The organism is Streptomyces sp. NPDC058279 (assembly GCF_042881255.1).
Lineage (GTDB): Bacteria > Actinomycetota > Actinomycetes > Streptomycetales > Streptomycetaceae > Streptomyces.
In genome coordinates this window covers 89,178-109,575 of record NZ_JBHVYA010000010.1, presented here as the reverse complement: position 1 = coordinate 109,575, position 20,398 = coordinate 89,178, and the positions used below count along the sequence as shown (strand labels likewise).

Below are 20,398 nucleotides of genomic sequence, written 5' to 3'. Positions count from 1 at the left end.
GTTCGATCCTAAGCGGGCGGGCGGAAGGCGGCCCGTTCCGCGGTCCGCCCCGGCCGTCCGGGGCATCGGCCCTTACGTGTCGAGGGGGGCTACGTGTCGAGGCGTCGACCCTACTTGTCCAGCGCGTCGACCCCGGCCTTGGCGAACTTCTCGTCCAGGTCACCGCTCGGGGCGCCGGCCACGCCGATGCCCGCGACCGGAGCACCCTTGGCCTGCACCGGGGTGCCGCCGGCCAGGAAGAGGGTGCCGGGGATGTCCTTCAGGTTCGGGGTCTGGGCGAGCCGGCCGGCGAGCACCGAGGTCGGGGCGTTCCAGGACACGGCGGTGAACGCCTTGCGCTGCGCCGACTCGTAGGACTGCGGGCCCGCGCCGTCGCCGCGCAGCGTGACGACGGTGTTGCCGTTGCGGTCCACCACGGCGACCGTCACCTTCTGGCCCTCCTTCTCGGCGGCCTGGAGCGCGGCCTGCGCGGCGCGGGTGGCGGCGTCGACGGTCAGGTGGGTCGTCGTGGTGAAGTTCTTGTCGTCGCCGCCCTGCCGGGTGTCGCTCTGCACGGCGACGGCCGCCGGGGCGGACTCGGTCTGCGCGGCGCTCGCGCCGACGGCGCCGAAGGCCCCGGCGCCGAGCGCGACGGCGAGGGCGGTACCGGTGAGGACGCGGGTGCGGATGTTCATGCCTGCTGCTCCTGAGGTCGTCGGGGCGGAGGGCCCGTGCGGCCCGGGCGGCTGCCACGGCCGCCGCTGCTCTTGGTGCTGTGGACCTTTCCGGTCACAGCACCAGCCTCGCGCCGCACCCCCGGGCCGGCCGTCCCCGTACCGGCTCGCGACGGCGAGCGCACCGGATGACGGCGGGGTCATCCGATCGGTCGATGCGGACCCGGCGGGTCGAGGGCTTGGCTCAGGATGGACGTACGCACCACCCACCCCAGGAGCACCCCGTGAGCAGCCAGGCACCACCGCCGGGGCCCGCCGACACCCACACCGGCACACGGACGCTGGCCGCCGTCACCCACACGGCGTTCTTCCTCCTCCTCGGCGCCTCCATGGCCCGCTTCCTGCTCCACCACCCCGGCGACCCCCGAACGCCCTGGGTCGTCGCCCTCGGCACCGCCCTCGCCCTGCTCTACGTCCTCGGCCCCGCCCTCGGCGCCGCGCCCACCCTGCGCCGACTGCTCTGGCTCGGCGTCGTCGTCACCACGTACGTCGTCCTCGTCCTCCTCGCACCCAGCTTCGCCTGGTGCGCCGTCCCGCTCTTCTACACCGCGCTGCGCACCCTGCCCCCGCGCGCGGCGGTCGTCCTGGTCGCCCTGCTCACCGCCCTCGTCGTCGCCGCCCAACTCAAGCTCTCCCCCTCCTTCGACCCGAACCTGCTCCTCGCCCCGCCCGCCGTCGCCGCGCTCGCCACCGCCGTCTTCGTCCACATGGAGCGCCAGGCCCGGGCCCAGCGGACCCTGATCGACGACCTCATCCGCACCCGCCGGGAACTGGCCGCCACCGAGCGCCGCGAAGGCACCCTCGCCGAACGCCAACGGCTCTCCATGGAGATCCACGACACGCTGGCGCAGCACCTGTCCAGCCAGCAGATGCTGCTCCAGGCCGCCGACCGCACCTGGGACAGCGACCCCGCCACCGCCCGCGCGCACGTCCGCACCGCCACCGACATCGCCGCGCGCGGCCTCGCCGAAGCCCGCCGGCTGGTCCACGACCTGGCCCCGCCCGAGCTGGCGGGCGGCGGACGCCTCGCGGACGCCCTGCGCGCACTGGACGCCGGCCCGGACATCGAGGTCCGCTTCCACCTGGAGGGCACGCCCGCGCCGCTGCCCGACCGCGCCGAATCCGCGCTGCTGCGGATCGCCCAGGGCGCCCTGGCCAACGTACGGGAGCACTCGGGGGCCCGTACCGCCGCGCTGACCCTCAGCTACCTGGGCGATCAGGTCGTCCTGGACATCGCGGACGACGGCCGGGGCTTCACCGCGCCCCGCGAACCCGGCGGCGAAACCCCCGACCGGGGCCGAACCCCAGACCGGGGCCACGGCCTCCCGGCGATACGCGCCCGCGTGCGGCAGCTCGGCGGCACCCTGACGCTCGAATCCACCTCCGGCGAAGGCACCGTCCTGTCCGCCGCGATCCCCCTGGAGCCGGTCCGATGACCACGATCCTCCTCTGCGACGACCATGTGGTGGTCCGCGCCGGACTGCTGGCCCTGCTGGGCAGCGAACCCGACATCGAGGTGCTCGGCGAGGCGGGCAGCGGCGAGGAGGCGGTCGCCCTGGCCGCGAAGCTCCGGCCCGAGGTGGTGCTGATGGACCTCCAGCTCGGCGAGGGCATCGACGGCGTGGAGGCCACCCGCCGCATCACCTCGGCACCGAACCCGCCGCACGTGCTGGTCCTGACGACCTACGACACGGACGCCGACATCACCCGCGCCATCGGAGCGGGCGCCACGGGCTACCTCCTCAAGGCAGAACGCCCCGAGGAACTCTTCGCCGCGATCCACTCGGCGGCAGTGGGCCGCACCACCCTCTCCGCACCGGTGGCGAGCCGTGTGATGGCCCACATGCGCGGGTCCCGCCCCACCCTGACGGACCGCGAACTGGACATCCTCGGCCAACTCGCCCGCGGCCTCGGCAACCGCGACATCGCCCGCGCCCTGTTCATCAGCGAAGCCACGGTCAAGACCCACCTGGGTCGCATCTACGACAAACTCGGCGTCGACACCCGCGCGGGAGCCGTCTCGGTGGCCAAGGAGCAACGCCTCCTCCCGTAGGGGGGTGTCTCCCGCCCGCCGGCGCGAGGCCCGTCAGCCCGGGGGCCGGCCCCCGCAACGGCGCCGCACCCGCCCACCGGGCCCCGCCCCGCCCCCCGCACCGGCCCCACCCGTCACCGTGACACCATCAATACGTGCTCGACATCGGCTACTCCCTCTCCCGCCGCTTCCCCGACCCCCCGCAGACCGACTACCGCTCCGCGGACGTCCACACCCTGCGCCACGACCTCTTCTGCGGGGACGTCTACCTCGCCGACACCCACGCCGACCGCGAACTGTCCACAGCCTGGGGATGGGTCCCCGTCCTCGACTTCGCCTGGGCCCTGTGCGACATCGTCGAGCAGCTCGACCAAGACCCCCGCGGCAGCCGCTCCGCCAACCGCCAGTACGCCGAACTCGACTTCACCGAGTCCTCCGACCGCATGCTCTTCGAGCGCCGCTTCGGCTGGGTCGACATCGAGGCCGACTGGATGCCGCCCGAGGAAGCCCCCCTCACCTTCACGCACCGCCTCCTCCGCCGCGAGGCCCGCGACTTCCTGCACGACCTCATCGCCGACCTGATCGACATGCACGACGGCCTCGCCGACAACCCCGCCGTCTGGACCCTCCAGGCCCGCTTCCCCCGCGTCCCGGCGTAGGGCCTGTTGTGAAACTGCGGATCACCGCCACTCATTGACAGCTGCGATCAGCACGGCAGCTTCATCGCGTACGGCGAGTTCGGCATGTCTGGGGCCGGTCTACCCGCTTGTTACTCAGCGGCACGAACGGTTCAGACGGCTTATCCACAGGCTCTCGCACGCCTAAAGAATCAGCCCCACTTCTTCATCAATGCGCAAAAGTCGATCACGATCAACACTCGGCACGACGTAATGGCTGCTGCGAACCGTGCTCAGGAAATCACCCGGAAGCCCTACGTGGTAGCGCTGCAGGTAAAATGCCAGGTCTGCACGCCAGACCCACTCCCCGTCGGTGACGATATTGTCGCCGCCAAGGATGCGTTCCTCAGACCCGAGGACGTCCCCCACCGCCCCCATGAACACAATTAGCTCATGCCCGGCACCCAGGTACCGCACCACCTCGGATTCATCCGCCTGTGGGTCGGGCCGAACGAAGTCACGGATACTGCCGGCTGGCACACCAGCTTTCGGGGACCACAACTCTGAATAGAAGCCGAGGATCTTCATTCGTCCCACCTTCACATACTAGGCGATCTACTGCTGGGTTACGGGGAGGAACGTCCGCCAATATCCGTCGCCATATATCTTCGGCGTCTGACCTGACCCACCCAACGCGCGCACGCCAACCTTGTCCGTAGGCGCCATTACCGGCACCCCCAGTTGATTGGCGACGCTTTGCGCCGCCGGCACCTCTGAGACACCATCACCAACCGTTCCCGTGTGGCAGGAAATAAGCCGCACGGGACCTCCATCATAGGTCGGATTATTCCGGATCGCCTCCACTATGTGCGTTGCATTAGTGTTCCCGGCGGAAAATCCGTTGCCTGCAGCATTGACTCTACCGGGTTCGAAATACCCCTGATTATTACCATGGATCACAACGTCGTGATATCCAGACTTAGGGGCCACTAGATCAAGATTGACCATGGTGCTGGAGTCGTAACCTATCCCCGTCGACCCGTTTCTATAGTACACGGCGTCGCCAGTGGAAAGGTACGAGTTCGGCGCCAGCTTAGGGGCTACGGCAACAGTGGAATTCTCTCGGTTTCTCAACCACTGATTCCGCCGAGTTCCCATATTATCAGGGGTAAGGGGAGGTTCCGTCGACCCGTACGCCAAATCGGCAAGTGTCAGGCGAGGGAGGCCCACGCCAGGAATTCCGCCTGAAGAAAAGTTCCTCCACCCGCCAGCTTCGGCCGCCGCCTGGGAGCCCACACCCAGAGCTCCAAACATTCCTCCATACGTCATGCCGTCTGCTATTGCGTGACTGGCTTCATCCAGACTGAAACCGCCCTGAATGCCCGTCGCTATCTTCAACGGCTGGGCAACGGCAAGGTCGACGGTAACGGATTCAATGCCAGCAATGGCAGCAGTAGCAAAGACCGTACCAGCCAGTGCGGCGACCTCAGCAGTGAGGGCAACACCTGCGGTCGCGGCGACCTCTATGATGGCGGTCGTTGCTGCCGCTGCGGCGACTTCCGTGGCGCCCAACGTAAAGAAGGCCAGCGCCGTGCCGGCCACGATCACTGCGCCGGCAATCTCCAGCTCACGGTCGAGTTTTTTCTTCGCGTCAGCCACCGCGTCGGCGTACTTGTCGATGCCGTCAGCCAGGGAGCGCGGGCCGTCTACGAGGTCTCGGAGCCACCCAACCTTTTCGCGGTAGTAGCGGGACCAAAATGGATCGGCGAACGCAGAAATGGCCTCACCGGTATTGTTGTGTATCAGCGTTTGAGCGGCCTTGTTTGAGGCTGCCGCAATGTTTTCCATGTCATCGGCAAATTTCCGCCAGGCATTCGCGACTGCACGCAATTTACCCACGTTGGCGGCGGGCCACTCGACCCCTGTAACATCGGTGACAATTTCCCGGACCTTGTCACCGTTACTCACCGCCCATTCCCTCCGCCGTCAGACGCACCAGCCGCAGGGACACCTCTGCGGAATATAGCAGCGACGAGAGCGTCATTCTCTATGTGCCCGTCCGCCATATCGGCCATCGCCGTATGGATACTCGCCAAGCCATCCTTGATGATGCTCGCAGACTTCTCGATCTGCTCCACGATGGGGCCGTACGTCTCTTGGAATTTTTTCCCCGGGGCATCATCCCCCCAGGCTGCCCCGGCTTTCGCCAGTGACGTGCGAAGTGTGCCTAGAGCCAGGGCGAGCGCCTCGCTCTGATCGTGGAACACCGGCGCTGTCACCTTTAGATCAGCTGCCTTGATGTCAAGGACCTTGTCGTCGCCACCCATGTGCATCCCCTCCCGTTAAGCTCCTGTAGTGGGCAGGAGCCTAGCCACGGTCAGCCTCGACGCCGAGCTAGTCAATCGGTTTCTGGACATTTCCCCGACCCCATCTGAAGGTCGCCAACGATATCGAGCCAGCACGGCAACCGCGCATGAGGGATTCCGGCGAGTCCCATCGCACGAGAGAGCGATCGACCCCAATGACCAGGGTGATCGTCCCCGCCCGCTACGGGACCACCCGCAGTCCCAGTTGCGCCGCGAGGGCCGGGGCCAGGTCGTAGAGCTGCGCCGGGCTGATCACCGCTCCGGCCAGGGCGTCCACTCCCCGCGCGATGCCCAGCTCCGCCGCCTCCCGCAGGTCCACGTCCGTCATCCGCGCGCCATGGAAGTCCGCCCCCCGCAGCGTGCAGTCGCGGAACTCCACCCGCTCCAGCACCGCCCCCGCGAAGTCCGGCTCCACCAGCACGCACCCCTCGAAGACCACGTCCTTGAGCCGCGCCTTGCGCAGGTTCAGGTAGTCGATCTTGCCGCCCCGCACGACCACCCGCTCCAACACCGCCCCGTGCAACTGGACGCCGCCCAGCCGGGCCTCCACCAGTTCCACGTCCCGCAGCGACGCCCCCGACAGGTCCGTCCCCACCCCCCGCACCCCCTCCAGCACCGAGTCCAGGATCCGCGCCTTCGCCAGCCCCGCCTCGTCCAACGCACACCGCCGCACCGCACAGTCCATGAACCGGGCCCCGATCCCCTCCTGACCGCCCAGGTCCAAGTCCGCGAACTCCACGCCGTCGTAGTCCCCGTCCGGCTCCAGCCCACCCCCCTCCCACGCCACCAGCTCCGGCAGCCGCACCTCCGTCCGCTTCGCCGCCCTCACCGAGCCGCCCGACCCCGGCCCCTGACCCTGCCCCTTGCGCACCATCCCCCCATCGTGACGCACACCACTGACAACGCCCCGCCTAGACCCCGTCGTCGAAGGACCGCCCGGCCAGCCGGCCCAGCGCCTCGTCCGTCAGCCGGTACACCGTCCATTCGTCCTGCGGCCGCGCGCCCAACGCCTCGTAGAACGCGATCGTCGGCTCGTTCCACTTGAGCACCGACCACTCCAGCCGCTCGTACCCCCGCTCCCGGCAGATCCGCGCCAGCTCCGCCAACAGCGCCTTCCCGTACCCGCCGCCGCGCGCGCCCGGACGCACGTACAGGTCCTCCAGGTAGATCCCGTGCACCCCGCGCCACGTCGAGAAACTGAGGAACCACAGCGAGAACCCGACCGGCTCCCCCTCCTCCGTCTCCGCGACGTGCGCGAACGCCGCCGGCCGCTCCCCGAACAGCGCCTCCCGCAACTGCTCCTCGGTGGCCCGCGCCTCCTGCGGAACCTTCTCGTACTCCGCCAGCTCTCGGATCATGGAATGGATGACGGCGACGTCCGCCACCTCAGCGCTACGAATCATGCCCGCACCCTACGACCGCCCCGCCCGACCGCCCCGCCCGGCCACCCCCGCATCCCACCCGCCAGACCGACACACCCGATCGCCCCGCCCGGCCACCCCGCCCGCATCAGCCAACCGGCCCCCGATCCGCCCCCGAAACGCGACACCCCGTCCCTGGACACCCCTCGGAAACCGGGTGTAGCAACTCCCCCATGACGATCAACGGCGGCATTTCCTTCTGGTACGCGACGGATCACACCGCCACCGCACCGCCCCGCGCCCCCCTCACCACCGACACCACGGCAGACGTCGTCATCGTCGGCGGCGGCTACACCGGCCTGTGGACCGCCTACTACCTCAAGGCATCCGCACCCGACCTCCGCGTCACCGTCCTGGAGCAGAAGTTCTGCGGCTACGGAGCCTCCGGCCGCAACGGCGGCTGGCTCTACAACGGCATCGCCGGACGCGACCGCTACGCCGCGCTCCACGGCCACCAGGCCGCGCTCCGCCTCCAACGCGCCATGAACGAGACCGTCACCGAGGTCATCGACATCGCCGCCAAGGAGGACATCCGCGCCGACATCCACCGCGGCGGCGTCCTCGAAGTCGCCCGCACCCCCGCCCAACTCACCCGCCTGAAGGCCTTCCACCAGGCCGAGCTCTCCTTCGGCGAGACCGACCGCGTCCTCCACGACGCCGTCGACACCCGTGCCCGCGTCGACGTCGCCGACGCCGTCGGCGCCGGCTGGTCCCCGCACGGCGCCCGCATCCACCCGCTGAAGCTGGTCACCGGCCTGGCGACGGCCTGTGAACGGCTCGGCGTGGTCATCCACGAATCGACCCCCGTCACCGAGATCGCCCCCGGCCGCGCCGGCACCCCGTACGGCACCGTCCGCGCCCCGTACGTCCTGCGCTGCACCGAGGGCTTCACCGCCGCCCTCAAGGGCCACAAGCGCTCCTGGCTCCCCATGAACTCCTCGATGATCGCGACGGCGCCGCTCCCGCCCGAGGTGTGGGACTCCCTCGCCTGGTCCGGCCGCGAGGTGCTCGGCGACATGGCCCACGCCTACATGTACGCCCAGCGCACCGCCGACGACCGCATCGCGATCGGCGGCCGCGGCGTCCCCTACCGCTACGGCTCGCGGACCGACAACGACGGCAGCACCCAGGAACGCACCATCGCCTCCCTCACCGCCCTGCTGACCTCCTTCTTCCCGGTCCTCACCGGAGTGGAGATCACCCACGCGTGGTCGGGCGTGCTCGGTGTCCCCCGCGACTGGTGCGCCACCGTCGCCCTCGACCGCACCACCGGCCTCGGCTGGGCCGGCGGCTACGTAGGCTCGGGCGTGGCCACCGCCAACCTCGCCGGACGCACCCTGCGCGACCTGGTCCTGGGCGAGTCCACGGATCTCACCGCCCTCCCCTGGGTCAACCACCGGGTCCGCCGCTGGGAGCCGGAGCCCTTCCGCTGGCTCGGCGTCCAGGCCCTCTACGCCGCCTACCGCGAGGCCGACCGCCGCGAAACCGCCACCCACACCCCCACCACCGCCCCCCTGGCCCGCCTCGCCGACCGCGTCTCGGGCCGCCACTGACCGCCTCCGTACACGCGGAATGCCCCGGACCCTGAGGGTCCGGGGCATTCCCCTTCCGTACGAATCCCTGCGGTCGGCAAACACCCGACCTGGGACGGAGCCCCCTGTCGGATTCGAACCGACGACCTACGCATTACAAGTTGTCCGATCTTGTTCCGCACACGTCCGTGAGCGTCTTGCACGCTCCCTGACCTGCAGATCAGCGAGCCTCGTGGACAAGTACGGACTCTCTCGCACGAGTCCGGGATGAGCAAGCACTGAGCCCACAAGTGAGACTGGAGGGCGACCGAGCTGACGGAGTCGGGCACTTGGCAGCTTCACCAGTGGGGCACGAGCGGAGGCGGGCACGGGCACCGGTCAACCGCCTCGCACCATCGAAGCCCCCACGAGTCAGGCGAAAACCGAGACTCAGAACCCGAACACCACCACAATTGATCGACACGGCACCACGCGCAAAGAAGGCGGGGCTTGATCAATGCTGCACGATGACGCCTACCACTGGCCCCCCGAGCTGCTCGAACTTCTGATTGAGACCGTCCCGCGGCTGAGCCGGAGCAAAGAGGGTGTGCTCACCTTCCTTCGCAGTGCCGGGGTCAGCGAGGATCTGCTCGCCCCTTACCGACGCCAGTTGGCGGACGACCGGGCCTCGGTAGGCAAATTCAAGATCGCAAGGGCGGTCCTGGGCCACCTGAACGAGCAAGGGGATAGAGCACTCGGGGTCCGACGCGAGTTGCTCCGTCGCGTAACCGATTTCCAGGAGTTCTCGACACTTTGGCAAGAAGATCAACTAAAGGCGAAAGGCCTAATCGCTGACGTTCGAAACGTCGTGAACGTGAAGGATTCGTTCACTCGAATGAGGATGGAGCGCGACGAAGAACGTAGCGGACGTATAGCCGAGAAGCGGGCAGAGCAGGCCAAGGCGGCCGCGCGCAGGCTGGAACTCAACACACTACGCGATCAACTGGCGTCCGTATTTTCTATGACAGATCCACACGCCAGAGGCACCGCGCTCGAAACAGCATTGAATGCAATTTTCGCATTTGAAGGAATTCTAATTCGAGAACCTTTCGCGATGCGCAACGACGACGGGCAGAGCGTCGAACAAATCGATGGCGTCATCGAGCTGGACGCCATTCAATATATCGTCGAGATGAAGTTTTGGAACAAGCCAATTGGGGTTGACCCCGTCTGCCGCCAACTCGTCCGTGTATTCAGCCGAGCCGAGGTTCGAGGACTGTTCATTTCTGCGTCAGGCTACACGTCGGCAGCCGTTGAAGAGTGTACCCGCGCGCTAACAAATAGAGTGGTGGTACTTGGCGAGTTGCGGGAGCTCGTTTACCTCTTGGAACAGGCAGGGAACACGGCAAGTTGGCTGCGAGAGAAGGTACGACTCGCGGCAATTGAGCGACGGCCGCTGACCATTTTCGGAATCGACTTCACTTAGTCGAACACATTACATGTCTCGAATTCACCCCGGACGGCCAATGTCACAAAGACTCCCCAGCGTGCGAAAGTTGAACAGCGACCTAAAGAGACGAAAGGGCACCTCACAATCAGTCGAGTATCTCGTCTCTAACGCAGAAATACTTTCTCGCTACGGCAGTATCGATGACCTAGCCGTTGAACACATGGAGGGGGACTCGACGCTTAAGGGCTTGGTCCACCACCTGTCCGTTGTGCGTTGGGAGTTGGGTAGAGAGCTGTGGTCTCGGCGGTTCTTTGTCGGACCTAGCGCGCTTGACGACATTCTATATCACGTCCTGACTGAAGAGCGATCAGAAGACCCGCTCCTTAGATGCCTTGAGATAATTAGAGATAACCGGGTTGCGAGACCAGGGATAATCATTTTCCCGGTGCATTCGTTTGGCGTTCTGGGCGGGGGGCTCATGCGGCTCCACCGGGAGCGCCGGTGGTCCTTCGCCCCACCAGAAGCAGATCTCGTTATCTTCACTCAAACCAACGAGTGGTGCAGGACTCTCGAGCGAATCGACAACGCGCGACGCAGTTTGGGTATAGGAAAGCAGATTCCCGCCGACCTTCTGGAGCATTGGCGAAAGAGCCGCGACCTCGCATGGCTTGAGCGCAACCCGGTCATGATTATGCGCGCAAGGATCGCTCCCGGCTCGTACTATGATACTGAATTCTTCGCCCTAGGCAGGCTGCAAGCTGGGGTGACACTGGTATGCATGCTTGCAATGTTGCAACCTAATCGAAATCACAGCCAATTTGCGTGGACCAGCTCGTCAAGGCTGAACAACCGAGAAACCCGCGACATTCACCACTATATCAACCTTTTCGAAGTTCCCGATTCGAAAAGAACCCTAAAAGGCGACTGCGTGCCCATTAATCGCAGGAAAGCTGCCTTGTCAGACATGAGCGAACTGAATGTCGAAATAGATCCTCGCTACTGGCAGAGATACAATAGAGAAGCAGCCAGGGTTAGAGCTGCGGTGGATGCGGTCTACGAGGGTCACATGCGCCACGTCGTTTTGCGGCGCCCGGGTAGGGATACGGCCCAGTATCACGCCTTCAAGAAATTGAACGATTCACAATCATATTTCCGCAGGTCATTTCATGCATCCGAGGAAGGCTGGTCCTCAGTGATCAGCTTGGCCACCGCATTTGAAATGATGTTAACCGATGGTGTCAGTAAAGGTAAGATTGCAGATCGACTACGCGAACGTGTCGGACTACTGCTTAAAGGAACTAGGGGCGTGCGATCGTACTCCGATTCGGTGCATGCTCTTTACAAGGCTCGGAACGTTGTAGTGCACTCGGGAGTGGTGCCTCCCGAGGTCGATCTGGATACTGCCAAAGAGACATATGTGCGGTGTTTCATCGCAATAACGGAGCGCATGCACACCCTGCACATCAGTTCCTTGCATCCGATGCGTGACATTTGCGAGGCGCTGTAGCGGACTTGTCTTCTCGGATGGATCCGACTCCCTGTCGCCGCTAAGGGATTCCGTAGCGTTGGTTAGCAGCTAGAGATTGCACGATTCGTGAAACCCGCCAAGCGAAGACGGTGGTATGCCTCGATTACGTTCGCCGGAACGTCCATGCTGACTATAAATTCTCGCTTCGGATAGACAAATAGACGCTGCTGGGCGCCCACGAGCATGTCAAGCACTAGACCAGCATCTTGAATCGAATCCGCGTACTCACCGAGCGTCATCGGCGCGGATGCGCTGACGATCTCCACCTCAGGCCACAGCTTGCGGGCCGTCGCATAGGCCCGCCGTTCTTCGTAGGGCTTGCTGACCAGCAACACCGACTCGACGGGAATGCCCTGTGCGGCAAGTAGCGACCGGGAGAAGCGGATGTTCTCGCCTGTGTTCCGCGCTTGCGGCTCCACGAGGATGGCGGAGTCGGGGACGCCCAGTTCAAGGGCCCGTTCGCGATAGTGCTCCGCCTCACCGCGAGGCATCCGCTCGCGAGTCGTTCGGCTTGTGGCTCCCGTGAAGACGATCAGGGGCGCCATGCCGCGGTTGTAGAGGTCGACCGCAACCTCGGCGACCCCTAGGTCATGGCTTCCGAGCCCGATGGCTACAGAACAAGGCCGCACCTCGTGGTGCATCTGTTGGAAATCCCAGAGCTGTTCAGCGTCGGCCCAGTTCTGTGCAGAGATCATGATGTTGCCTCCCGCGCCGAGTCGGGAACCTGGAAGTCGTAGGCCCACGCAAACCGGGTGGCCGCGTGGAGGCCGACGGCGAATTCAACAACGGTGCCGTCCGCTGTGTACGTCGTCCGGTGGAGTTCAACGACCCATTCCCCGGGCGAGAGTTGGAGCAATGCCGCCTCTTCCGGTGTCGCGACCCTCGCGAACAGTTCCTCTCGCATGTGGTCGATCTCGTAGCCCGCGTCGTATAGGACGCGGAATCCGCCGCCGCGGCCAGCGGGCCCCGGGGTTGAGTCAACGATGCGCGTGCCCTCGACGTGTTCAGGCCGGTAGTAGCTGGTCAGCGTGTGCGTCGGCTGGTCGCCTTCCTTCACGAGCCGTGCTCGCGCGTACACCTCGGCACCCTCAGGAAGTCCGTGCGCCGCGGCCACCAGCGGAGGCGCCGGCACCCGGCTGACGCTCTGCGTTTGTTCACCCCGCTTGTACGCACGGCCGGATGCGACACGGTCGGCAATGAACGCGACCTCGTCCCCGTCTCGCCACTTCGCCTTGTCGTACCGAGCAATGCCGAGCCGTTTCAGCGGCGCCCGCTCCCGCACGACCGTGCCATGCCCACGCGAGGACGTAACCAGGCCCTCGGCTTCGAGCGCCTTGTACGCCGCGTGAACCGTGGACTTGGAGCCCTCGCCCGCGTCCACCAGGTCCCGGATGTGCGGAAGCTGCTGGCCAGGGGCGTAGTCGCCGCTTCGGATGCGCTCGGCCAGCTTGTCCGCCAGCTCTCGCCACTTCGGTGCCACGGGAACTCCTTTCGACGCAGCCAGTGAAACACAGTCCCAGGACTGTTGACAGTCCTGGGACTGCGAGTCCATAGTCATCCACAGAAGTCCGCAGTCCTAGGACAGTGGACCGGAGAGGGCCTTCTTTGGGCTGCTCTCGGTGCTAGTCCACTAAGCACCCGCCTGGACTGCCTTACACGGCCCTCAGGCGAATGCGTGACCAGGAGCCCCGCAACGGACGGGGGGAGGGCGCCGGCAACCCTTTGCAGCCGGACGGCGGGTCTCTGCCTACCAACGGGAGCGCGCTCCCGGAAACGAGACCAACTTGCACGAGACCAGCCCCCGCAGTGCTGCTGCGGCCGGTTGCCTCCTCCGCCCGTCCGCCTCTTTGGCGTCGTACGGGCGGGGTTGAGGGGAGCCGGAGTGCCCGGCCCCGGAAGGGGTTCGAGATGAACAAGAAGCTCGCCCCGGCGATCCAGCGTGACAACGAGCTGGAGGACGCCGGTATGCACGGCGACGACCGCAAGACCTGCTGGACCCACCAGAGCTGGGCCGCGGACTGCGAAGACGACCCGGCGCACACCGCGCCGAGCGTCAGCCACTACCCGCGCCCGGCCTGAACCACCCCGCTCAACGCAGTGCAGCCCCCGGCGTTCCCGCGCCGGGGGCTGCTGAGTCCCGTTCCTCCTCAGAAGGAGCAAGACATATGAAGTCCATCGCTGCACTTCACGACGTTGTTACCCCGTGGTCGGACGGTCTGGAGCCGTCGGATGCGGAGCTGGACGCGATCGAGACCGAGATGCCCGTGGTCCTGGCCGAGGTTGAGCTACTGGACGCGCTGATCGCCCAGCTCGACCGGACGCCGTCGGAGTTTGACGCCCGCCGGATCCGCCGGGCCCGCAACCGAGTGTTGGACGCCCGCCCGATCGGGGACGCCTCATGAAGCGCGACCCCAGGGTGCTCCTGGTTCTGGCCCTGGTGGCCGTGGTCGGCATGGCCTTCCGCGTCTCGTGGAACGCGCTGCGGGATGTGGCCCGCGCCATCGGCGCGGACGAGACCGCGGCGACGCTCTACCCGTTCGTCGTGGACGGTCTGATGGCCCTGGCTTTGGTCGCGGCCCTGGTCCTGACCGGCAGGGCCCGCAAGTTCGCCCTCAACGTCCTCGCCGCCTACACCGTCGCCTCGCTGGTTCTGAACTACGTGCACGGCCTGGTGCCTGCACTCCACGACCACACGGTCGACTGGATGCGGCTGGCCGAGTGGGATCCGGCGAACTACGCCCTCGTCCTGCTCGCCACGAGCCTGCCGGTCGGGTCCATCTACTTCGGGTCCGACCTCGTCGCCAAGGTCCTCCACCCCCGCCCCGCACCGCCCGAGCTCGCACCGTACGGGGACTGTGCGGCTGTGCCCGCACAGCACCCGCACACCCCCGACACGGTCGAGATCGACCGGGAGCCGGTCCCGGCCCAGGAAGCGGCCCATTCGCTGGTGCGGGAGGTGATGCCGCAGCTCACGGCCTATGCGGATGGTGTGCGGGCGGACGATCCGCGCACCCCGCACGCCCTGCCCGCACACCCCGCACCCACCAACCCGGTCGGAGTATCGGAGGACGTGTTCGAGGAGGCGGAGCTGGAGCGGATGCGGCAGGACGCCCGCCGTGCGTACGTCGAGTCCGTACAGGCCGCACGCCCCCTGTCCGCACGTGCGCTGGGCGAGGCGTTCGGCATGAGCGAGTCCTGGGGCCGCAAGCAGATCCTCGCCGCCCGCGAAGGCGAGCAGCGTCTAGCCACCACAGGGGCGGCGGCATGAGTCCCGAGCCCCTTAAGGCGTTCAGTTTCGGGGGCGGCTGGCAGTCCATGGCCGCTCTCGTCCTCGCCGCGACCGGCGAGCTGGACTACCGCACGTTCCTGATGGCCAACGTCGGAGACGACTCCGAGAACCCAGCCACCATGGCGTACCTCGACGCTCACGCCCGCCCCTACGCCGAAGAACACGACCTGGAGCTGGTCCTGCTGGACCGGGTCATGGTCCGCTCCGGCGAGAGGCGCACCTTGTACGGGGAGCTGACCCGTGAGGGCTCCCGGTCGTTGAAGATCCCGGTGCGGATGAGCAACGGGGCCCCCGGCACCCGCTCCTGCACGGCCGACTACAAGATCAAGGTCATCGGCCGGGAACTGAAACGCCGCGGCGCCACCAAGGACCGGCCGGCGACGGTCGGGATCGGCATCAGCCTGGACGAGATCGGCCGGGCCAACAAGCGCCGCTGTGAGCCCTACGAGCAGATCGAGTACCCCCTGCTGGAACGCGGGATCCGCCGAATCGACTGCGCCCGCATCATCCGCTCCGCCGGGCTGCCCGTGCCCCCGAAATCGTCGTGCTGGTTTTGCCCCTTCCACCGGCCCGAGGCCTGGCACGACATGCGCCGTGAGCAGCCCGAACTCTTCGAGAAGGCCTGCCGGCTCGAAGAGCTCCTCAACGAGCGCCGCGACGCGCTCGGCAAGGACCACGTCTACCTGACCCGCTTCGGCCGGCCCCTGCGGGCCGCGATCCATCCCGGTGTCGACACCCTCCCCTTCGACGACACCGACCCCGGATGCGACTCCGGCTGGTGCATGACCTGAGGCAGCCCCACCACTGAACCGCCCGCGAGAGCCCGGCCGACGCTGTGAGAGGTAGGCGGCCGGGCTCTCTTCTCCCGTGAAGGAGCACGTTCAGCATGACCGAGACCATTACCGAACCGCAGGCTCCCCCCGAAGAATCCACCTCCGCCCCGACCCCGCGGGAGGCCGACAAGCCCGCGTCGGCCAAGGACGTTGACCACACACCGGGCGGTTTTCCGGTGGTGCCGTTGTCCCTGTCCGGGGCGAACACCACGGCGGGCCTGCTCGCCGCCTCTGCCCTGGTGGGTGGGCCGATCGCGGCGGCGGTCGCGATGACCGGCGCCGCGGTCCTGGGCACCGCCGCCGTGCGGCGCCGCTCCAAGACCGTCGCGAAGAAGACCGCTGCGATGCCGTCCCAGGGCGCCGGCCGGTCGCCGGGCGGAAAGGGTGGCCGTGGCCTCTTGGGCCGTGTGCCGTCCCAGCCCCGCACCGCACCACGTGCCGGTGGTGGGGGCGCCAGCGCCCGAAAGGCCGCTGCCGGTCGGCAGGTCGGGCATCGTGCGGGCGCCCCCTCTGGTGGCCGGTCCGCTTCAACTGCGGGCAAGTCCGGGGTGTCCTCGGCTCGTCAGCGGGCCGCCCGTGTGGCTGAGGGTCTGGCCGGGGGCCGGGCCGGTCAGGTGCAGGCGCTGCGGTCTCAGGCCCGTACGCAGTCTCCGACTCGGGCGGCTTCGCGCGCGGCGACGGTTCAGGCCCGCCGGCAGGTCGCCGACGCCCGCCGTGCCGCGAAGGCCGCCGAGCGCGCCAACACCACCGGCGGCAAGCCGCGGGGGGTAGCGGCGCGGACCCTGGCGAAGGGCATGGGAAAGGCCGGTGCCGTTCGGGACAAGGCCGTGAGTGCCGCCCGGTCGGCGCGGGATCGCAGTAGCGGCCGGGCCGTGGCCGCCGGCCGCCAGGGTGTCCGGTCGGCAGCACTCCGGGCGAGGGTCGCCCAGCTCAAGGCACCCGCCCAGAAGGCGGCCCGCAAAGCCCTGCTCCGTTCCGCCGCCCGCTTCCACGGGCGGCGGGCCATGGCCGCGCTGTGCGGGCTGCTGGCCGGAGTGGTCGGCATGCTCACCACGCCGCTCGGGCGAAAGCTCGGCTGGACGTGGCTGATGCACCCCGGACGGCGCCTCTACCGACTTCTCGCCGGCCGCGCCGCAGCCGAGCGCGAGACCCGCGACGAGGAAATCCGCGCCCGGCTCGACCAGGACGAGAAGGACGCCGAGCAGGAAGCGGCGGCCGAGCTGGAGCAAGACGACGAGCAGCAGATCACCGACCGGGTCGAGCGGCCCGAAGGACAGGTACCCGCACCTCCCGTCAGCGAAGGAGCACACGAGATGGACAGCACCACGTCCGGGTTCAGGTTCGAAGAGTTGGCCGCCGAGATGGAACAGGCCGCCCAGTCCTACGAGCCGGAAAGCGCGATGGAGATCCTCGCGATGATCGAGGGCCTGCCCCAGGCCCTCGGCTCGATCGCGAACATCATGCAGATCCTCGCGGAGCGCTCCGACTCGGAGTTCCCGCTGGAGAAGGAAGTCGCGGGCGGCTTCAACGACATCTACGGCGCCCTGAACTCCGCCACCGCCGTCGCCGAGGACCTGGGCGCGGTGTTCCGCCAGGCCCACGAGGCCGACATCGCCCGCCACGAGGACCCCCGCAACGGCCCCGACGCCGAGAAGGGCTGGAACGTCTGATGACCACCACTTCCGCCATCAAGCACCAGGGCTTGGCCTTGGACTGGGCCGCCGGACACGGACCGGTGACCGGGGCCCTGTCCGCGACGACCGGCGCTTTCGCCGTCGCCACTGTCGGGACCCTCGCCCACATGCCGCCCACCTGGGCGCTCGCGGTCGGCACGGTCGGCGCGATCGGCCACACCGCCACCGGCCTGCGCCAGAAGCTGGCCGGCCGCACCATCGGCGCCCGGGCCGCTTCCTGGCTCCTCGGGTCCGGCTGGACCACCTGGGCGCTCGCCACCAACCCCCTGACCTGGACCGCCCTGGGTTCTCTCGCGGTGATCGGGGTCGGCATGGGCGCCGCCGCCCGCTCCGTCGGCTTCTACGAGGAGGCCCGCGAACTGGAAGCGCTCGCGGCGGCCGAACGGCAGGTGGCCCGGGAACTGTCGGCGGAGCGGCGGGAGATCGCCGCCGAGTGGGTCGACCGCATCGAGCGGGTCTGCCACATCACCGTTCGCGTTCTGGCGGTCGAGATGTGGCCGACCGGCGCCGGGTTCACCATCGACGCCGAACTCCCGCCCGGCGGCATCACCTACGCCAAGATCGCCACCGAGTCCGCGCGTCTGTCCGCCGACGCCCGGCTGCCGCACGGCTGCACCGCCACCGCCTCCCGCGGCATCCACCAGGGCCGCGTCCTCATCGACGTGACCACCGTCAACGTCCTGGAACAGGAGATGCCCTACCCCGCCAACTACGGGCCGCTGTCGGTCCTGACCGGCATCCCCTGGGGAATCCGTACCAATGCCGACGAGGTTCCGGTGTTCCTGCGCGAGCAGTGCGCCCTCGTCGTCGGCCCCACCGGATCGGGCAAGACCAACATGGTCCACACGATCCTCGCCGGGTTCGCACGCTGCACCGACGTCATCACCTGGGTCATCGACCTCAACGCCGGTTCCGCCGGCCTGCCCTGGGTCCGCACCGAGAACACCGGCGGCGCCCGACCGGGCATCGACTGGCTCGCCTCCACCCACGAGGAAGCCCTCCTCATGCTGGACACCGCGATCCGAGTGGCCAAGCACCGCAAGATGGCCTACCAGGACCTCATGTCCAAGGCGAACACCGACCTCCTTCCAGTCAGTCACGAGATTCCGCAGATCGAGATCGTCATCGATGAGGGCGCCGAGATCCTCGCCTCCACGGACAAGCAGCACCGGGTCCTCGCCCGGAAGATCCTGGAAGTCATCCGCATCGCCCGCGCCATGGCCCTGCGGACCGTGCTGACCGCGCTGGGCGCGACTGGCGCCGTCCTCGGGGACCTGATGATCCGCCGCGAGGCCAAGGTCCGCGCCGCCCTGACCGGCGGAGAGACCGAGGGTATGGACCTGTCCAAGCTGTTCCCCGGCTCCCGGGGACTCAAGGTCGACCAGGCCCCCTACAAGGGCGCCGGGTTCCTCGGCACCCCCGAATCCGGGATCGGGTTGTTCAAGTCCTGGCGGATCAAGCCCGCCCAGATCCGCGACATCGTCATCGCCACCTCCGACCGCCACCCCCGCCTCGACCCGGTCTCCGCGAAAGCCGCGGGCCCCGACTACGCCCGCCGCTGGGACCAGAACCGCACCGCCTGGATCTCCGAAGACCACACCACCCCGCCCGTCGAGCCCCCGACGGCGGGCGGTGGGAGCCTGAACCTCTCCGCGCTCCGCACCGACCCCACCCCGGCCGCCCCGGCGGTGGACGCGGTCGACGCGGAATTCGAGCGGCTCATCGGCATCGAATTCACCACCACCCCCCAGCCCCAGACCCCCGACACTCTCCAGGAGCCGAAGGCCGAGCCCTCGGGGCTGAACCTGTCCGCGCTCCGCGACGACAAGGAAGCCGGGCCCTCCTGGCTCCCGGACGCGATCACCGCGATCCGCGCGGCCGGCGCCGATGGCATGAAGCCCGCCGCCGTCGCCGACCTCGTCGGCCGCAGCCGCGAAGCCGTCCGCAAGACCCTCAAAGCCGCCGCCGAACGCGGCGAACTCCACTACCGCGACCGGGGCCCGCACTCCGTCTACGTCCACCCCGATCACGCCTGAACGGCCACCCACCGCTACCGCCTACTGCCTACCGCCAAATTGGCAGTAACCCCCGATACGGGCCTCCTACTGCCCACCAGGCGGCCTCACCAGCCGTTTTGGCAGTAGGAAGTACCGGGTTGGCAGTAGGCAGTAGGCAGTAGGCAGTAGCCGCACACACGCAGAGCGACCACCCACGCCAGCGGCCCCACCACCAACGGGGCCGCCCGCACCGCGTCCAGGAGCCTGCAATGCCCTATGAGCCCACGACCGCGAGCACCACCCCGCCCGCCCGCTACGGCGACCCCATCTACCACCCCACCACGATCCAGCAGCCCGCGATGTCGCTTGCGGAACTCCCGCCGGGGGTCGAGATGGTCACCCTCCCCAACGGCTACCGCACCCTCGCCTACACCCACCCCACCCCGCCCCCGGCCGCGCCGGCCGCCCAGCCGATCCCCGCGTGGGCGAAGACGACCGCGCTCCTCGCCCCGACCGTCGGCGGCGGGATCGCCGCCGCCGGGTTCGGGATCTCCTACGCCGCCCCGGGACTGATCGCCATGACCGACTCCCTCTGGGCCGCCATCGCACTCATCGCCGCCGGCACCCTCGCCCCGCTCCTCCTCCGCACCACACGCGGAGCCGGACGGGGAACCGCGCCGGTCCAGCACGTCACCCAGAACATCTCCGCCTCCGGGATGTTCGGCCGCGCCACCGGCACCCTCAACCAGCGCTGAAACGCCGCCCCATGAACCAGGACCCGGCCCCGCTGTCGGAACTGATCTCCGACGCGGTCGCCCTGCTCGTCGGCAAGCACACCGTTCGCTGCCCCCACCTGGGCTGCCGCGTCAGCGTCCGCTACCGCGCTGTCACCCCCGACGAGGCCAAGCGCCTCACCGACCTCGCCACCGACCACAGCCGCCACTGAG

At 67.9% G+C, this 20,398-nt stretch carries 22 protein-coding genes; 14 read left to right on the top strand and 8 right to left on the bottom strand.

Features of this window, described 5'->3' with window-relative positions:
* Positions 1–110: 110 nt before the first annotated feature.
* On the bottom strand, positions 111–674 hold the full coding sequence (locus tag ACFVXJ_RS20460) for a heme-binding protein (protein ID WP_389663441.1): 564 nt from the start codon (positions 672–674) through the stop codon (positions 111–113).
* A gap of 194 nt (positions 675–868) precedes the next feature.
* On the opposite strand from ACFVXJ_RS20460, the gene ACFVXJ_RS20455 reads away from it, so the two are divergent.
* The 3 genes from ACFVXJ_RS20455 (at position 869) to ACFVXJ_RS20445 (ending at position 3,404) form a co-directional block, all read left to right on the top strand.
* Positions 869–2,149: a sensor histidine kinase gene (locus tag ACFVXJ_RS20455; RefSeq protein WP_389663439.1), complete on the top strand. Its 1,281-nt coding sequence runs from the start codon at positions 869–871 to the stop codon at positions 2,147–2,149.
* Positions 2,146–2,766, top strand: coding sequence for a response regulator (locus tag ACFVXJ_RS20450; RefSeq protein ID WP_389663438.1), 621 nt, complete (start codon positions 2,146–2,148; stop codon positions 2,764–2,766). Before ACFVXJ_RS20455 ends, ACFVXJ_RS20450 begins: the two co-directional genes overlap by 4 nt.
* 134 nt (positions 2,767–2,900) lie before the next feature.
* Positions 2,901–3,404 carry a hypothetical protein gene (locus tag ACFVXJ_RS20445; RefSeq protein ID WP_389663436.1) on the top strand — a complete coding sequence of 168 codons (504 nt, stop codon included), beginning with the start codon at positions 2,901–2,903 and terminating at the stop codon, positions 3,402–3,404.
* A gap of 162 nt (positions 3,405–3,566) precedes the next feature.
* Here ACFVXJ_RS20445 and ACFVXJ_RS20440 read toward each other — a convergent pair whose 3' ends face one another.
* From ACFVXJ_RS20440 to ACFVXJ_RS20420, 5 genes are all read right to left on the bottom strand, one after another.
* Positions 3,567–3,950 (bottom strand): hypothetical protein, encoded by a 384-nt coding sequence (locus ACFVXJ_RS20440; RefSeq protein ID WP_389663435.1) that lies wholly within the window; start codon positions 3,948–3,950, stop codon positions 3,567–3,569.
* A 27-nt stretch (positions 3,951–3,977) separates the two neighbouring features.
* Positions 3,978–5,330 (bottom strand): hypothetical protein, encoded by a 1,353-nt coding sequence (locus ACFVXJ_RS20435; protein ID WP_389663433.1) that lies wholly within the window; start codon positions 5,328–5,330, stop codon positions 3,978–3,980.
* The gene (locus tag ACFVXJ_RS20430) at positions 5,327–5,689 is read right to left on the bottom strand and encodes a hypothetical protein (RefSeq protein ID WP_389663432.1); all 363 of its coding nucleotides are present in this window, start codon (positions 5,687–5,689) and stop codon (positions 5,327–5,329) included. Before ACFVXJ_RS20430 ends, ACFVXJ_RS20435 begins: the two co-directional genes overlap by 4 nt.
* 220 nt (positions 5,690–5,909) lie before the next feature.
* On the bottom strand, positions 5,910–6,602 hold the full coding sequence (locus tag ACFVXJ_RS20425) for a pentapeptide repeat-containing protein (RefSeq protein WP_389663431.1): 693 nt from the start codon (positions 6,600–6,602) through the stop codon (positions 5,910–5,912).
* A 37-nt stretch (positions 6,603–6,639) separates the two neighbouring features.
* Positions 6,640–7,131: a GNAT family N-acetyltransferase gene (locus ACFVXJ_RS20420; RefSeq protein WP_389663429.1), complete on the bottom strand. Its 492-nt coding sequence runs from the start codon at positions 7,129–7,131 to the stop codon at positions 6,640–6,642.
* A gap of 191 nt (positions 7,132–7,322) precedes the next feature.
* Between ACFVXJ_RS20420 and ACFVXJ_RS20415 the strand changes: the two genes are divergently transcribed.
* The 3 genes from ACFVXJ_RS20415 (at position 7,323) to ACFVXJ_RS20405 (ending at position 11,617) form a co-directional block, all read left to right on the top strand.
* Positions 7,323–8,702: an NAD(P)/FAD-dependent oxidoreductase gene (locus ACFVXJ_RS20415; RefSeq protein WP_389663428.1), complete on the top strand. Its 1,380-nt coding sequence runs from the start codon at positions 7,323–7,325 to the stop codon at positions 8,700–8,702.
* A 475-nt stretch (positions 8,703–9,177) separates the two neighbouring features.
* Positions 9,178–10,146: a restriction endonuclease gene (locus tag ACFVXJ_RS20410; RefSeq protein WP_389663426.1), complete on the top strand. Its 969-nt coding sequence runs from the start codon at positions 9,178–9,180 to the stop codon at positions 10,144–10,146.
* A gap of 61 nt (positions 10,147–10,207) precedes the next feature.
* Positions 10,208–11,617 carry a hypothetical protein gene (locus ACFVXJ_RS20405; protein ID WP_389663424.1) on the top strand — a complete coding sequence of 470 codons (1,410 nt, stop codon included), beginning with the start codon at positions 10,208–10,210 and terminating at the stop codon, positions 11,615–11,617.
* Positions 11,618–11,679: 62 nt separating this feature from the next.
* On the opposite strand, the gene ACFVXJ_RS20400 is transcribed toward ACFVXJ_RS20405, so the two are convergent.
* Positions 11,680–12,333 carry a YdcF family protein gene (locus tag ACFVXJ_RS20400; RefSeq protein WP_389663423.1) on the bottom strand — a complete coding sequence of 218 codons (654 nt, stop codon included), beginning with the start codon at positions 12,331–12,333 and terminating at the stop codon, positions 11,680–11,682.
* Positions 12,330–13,118 carry a GntR family transcriptional regulator gene (locus ACFVXJ_RS20395; RefSeq protein WP_389663421.1) on the bottom strand — a complete coding sequence of 263 codons (789 nt, stop codon included), beginning with the start codon at positions 13,116–13,118 and terminating at the stop codon, positions 12,330–12,332. Before ACFVXJ_RS20395 ends, ACFVXJ_RS20400 begins: the two co-directional genes overlap by 4 nt.
* A 428-nt stretch (positions 13,119–13,546) precedes the next feature.
* Between ACFVXJ_RS20395 and ACFVXJ_RS20390 the strand changes: the two genes are divergently transcribed.
* The 8 genes from ACFVXJ_RS20390 to ACFVXJ_RS20355 all read left to right on the top strand — a co-directional run bounded on the left by ACFVXJ_RS20390 (position 13,547) and on the right by ACFVXJ_RS20355 (position 20,397).
* A complete protein-coding gene (locus ACFVXJ_RS20390) occupies positions 13,547–13,717 on the top strand; it encodes a hypothetical protein (RefSeq protein ID WP_389663419.1) in 171 nt (56 codons plus the stop codon).
* Between the two features lie 86 nt (positions 13,718–13,803).
* Positions 13,804–14,040, top strand: coding sequence for a DUF6284 family protein (locus tag ACFVXJ_RS20385; RefSeq protein WP_389663417.1), 237 nt, complete (start codon positions 13,804–13,806; stop codon positions 14,038–14,040).
* On the top strand, positions 14,037–14,906 hold the full coding sequence (locus ACFVXJ_RS20380) for a DUF2637 domain-containing protein (RefSeq protein WP_389663415.1): 870 nt from the start codon (positions 14,037–14,039) through the stop codon (positions 14,904–14,906). The genes ACFVXJ_RS20385 and ACFVXJ_RS20380 overlap by 4 nt, the downstream gene beginning before the upstream one ends.
* Positions 14,903–15,718, top strand: a complete 816-nt coding sequence (locus ACFVXJ_RS20375; protein ID WP_389663413.1) for a phosphoadenosine phosphosulfate reductase — start codon at positions 14,903–14,905, stop codon at positions 15,716–15,718. Before ACFVXJ_RS20380 ends, ACFVXJ_RS20375 begins: the two co-directional genes overlap by 4 nt.
* Positions 15,719–15,813: 95 nt before the next feature.
* Positions 15,814–17,430 carry a hypothetical protein gene (locus ACFVXJ_RS20370; RefSeq protein ID WP_389663412.1) on the top strand — a complete coding sequence of 539 codons (1,617 nt, stop codon included), beginning with the start codon at positions 15,814–15,816 and terminating at the stop codon, positions 17,428–17,430.
* On the top strand, positions 17,430–19,490 hold the full coding sequence (locus ACFVXJ_RS20365; protein WP_389663410.1) for a hypothetical protein: 2,061 nt from the start codon (positions 17,430–17,432) through the stop codon (positions 19,488–19,490). Before ACFVXJ_RS20370 ends, ACFVXJ_RS20365 begins: the two co-directional genes overlap by 1 nt.
* 230 nt (positions 19,491–19,720) lie before the next feature.
* Entirely contained in the window at positions 19,721–20,206 is a 486-nt protein-coding gene (locus ACFVXJ_RS20360; protein ID WP_389663408.1) for a hypothetical protein, read from the top strand.
* 11 nt (positions 20,207–20,217) lie between these two features.
* Entirely contained in the window at positions 20,218–20,397 is a 180-nt protein-coding gene (locus ACFVXJ_RS20355; RefSeq protein ID WP_389663406.1) for a hypothetical protein, read from the top strand.
* Position 20,398: the final 1 nt, after the last annotated feature.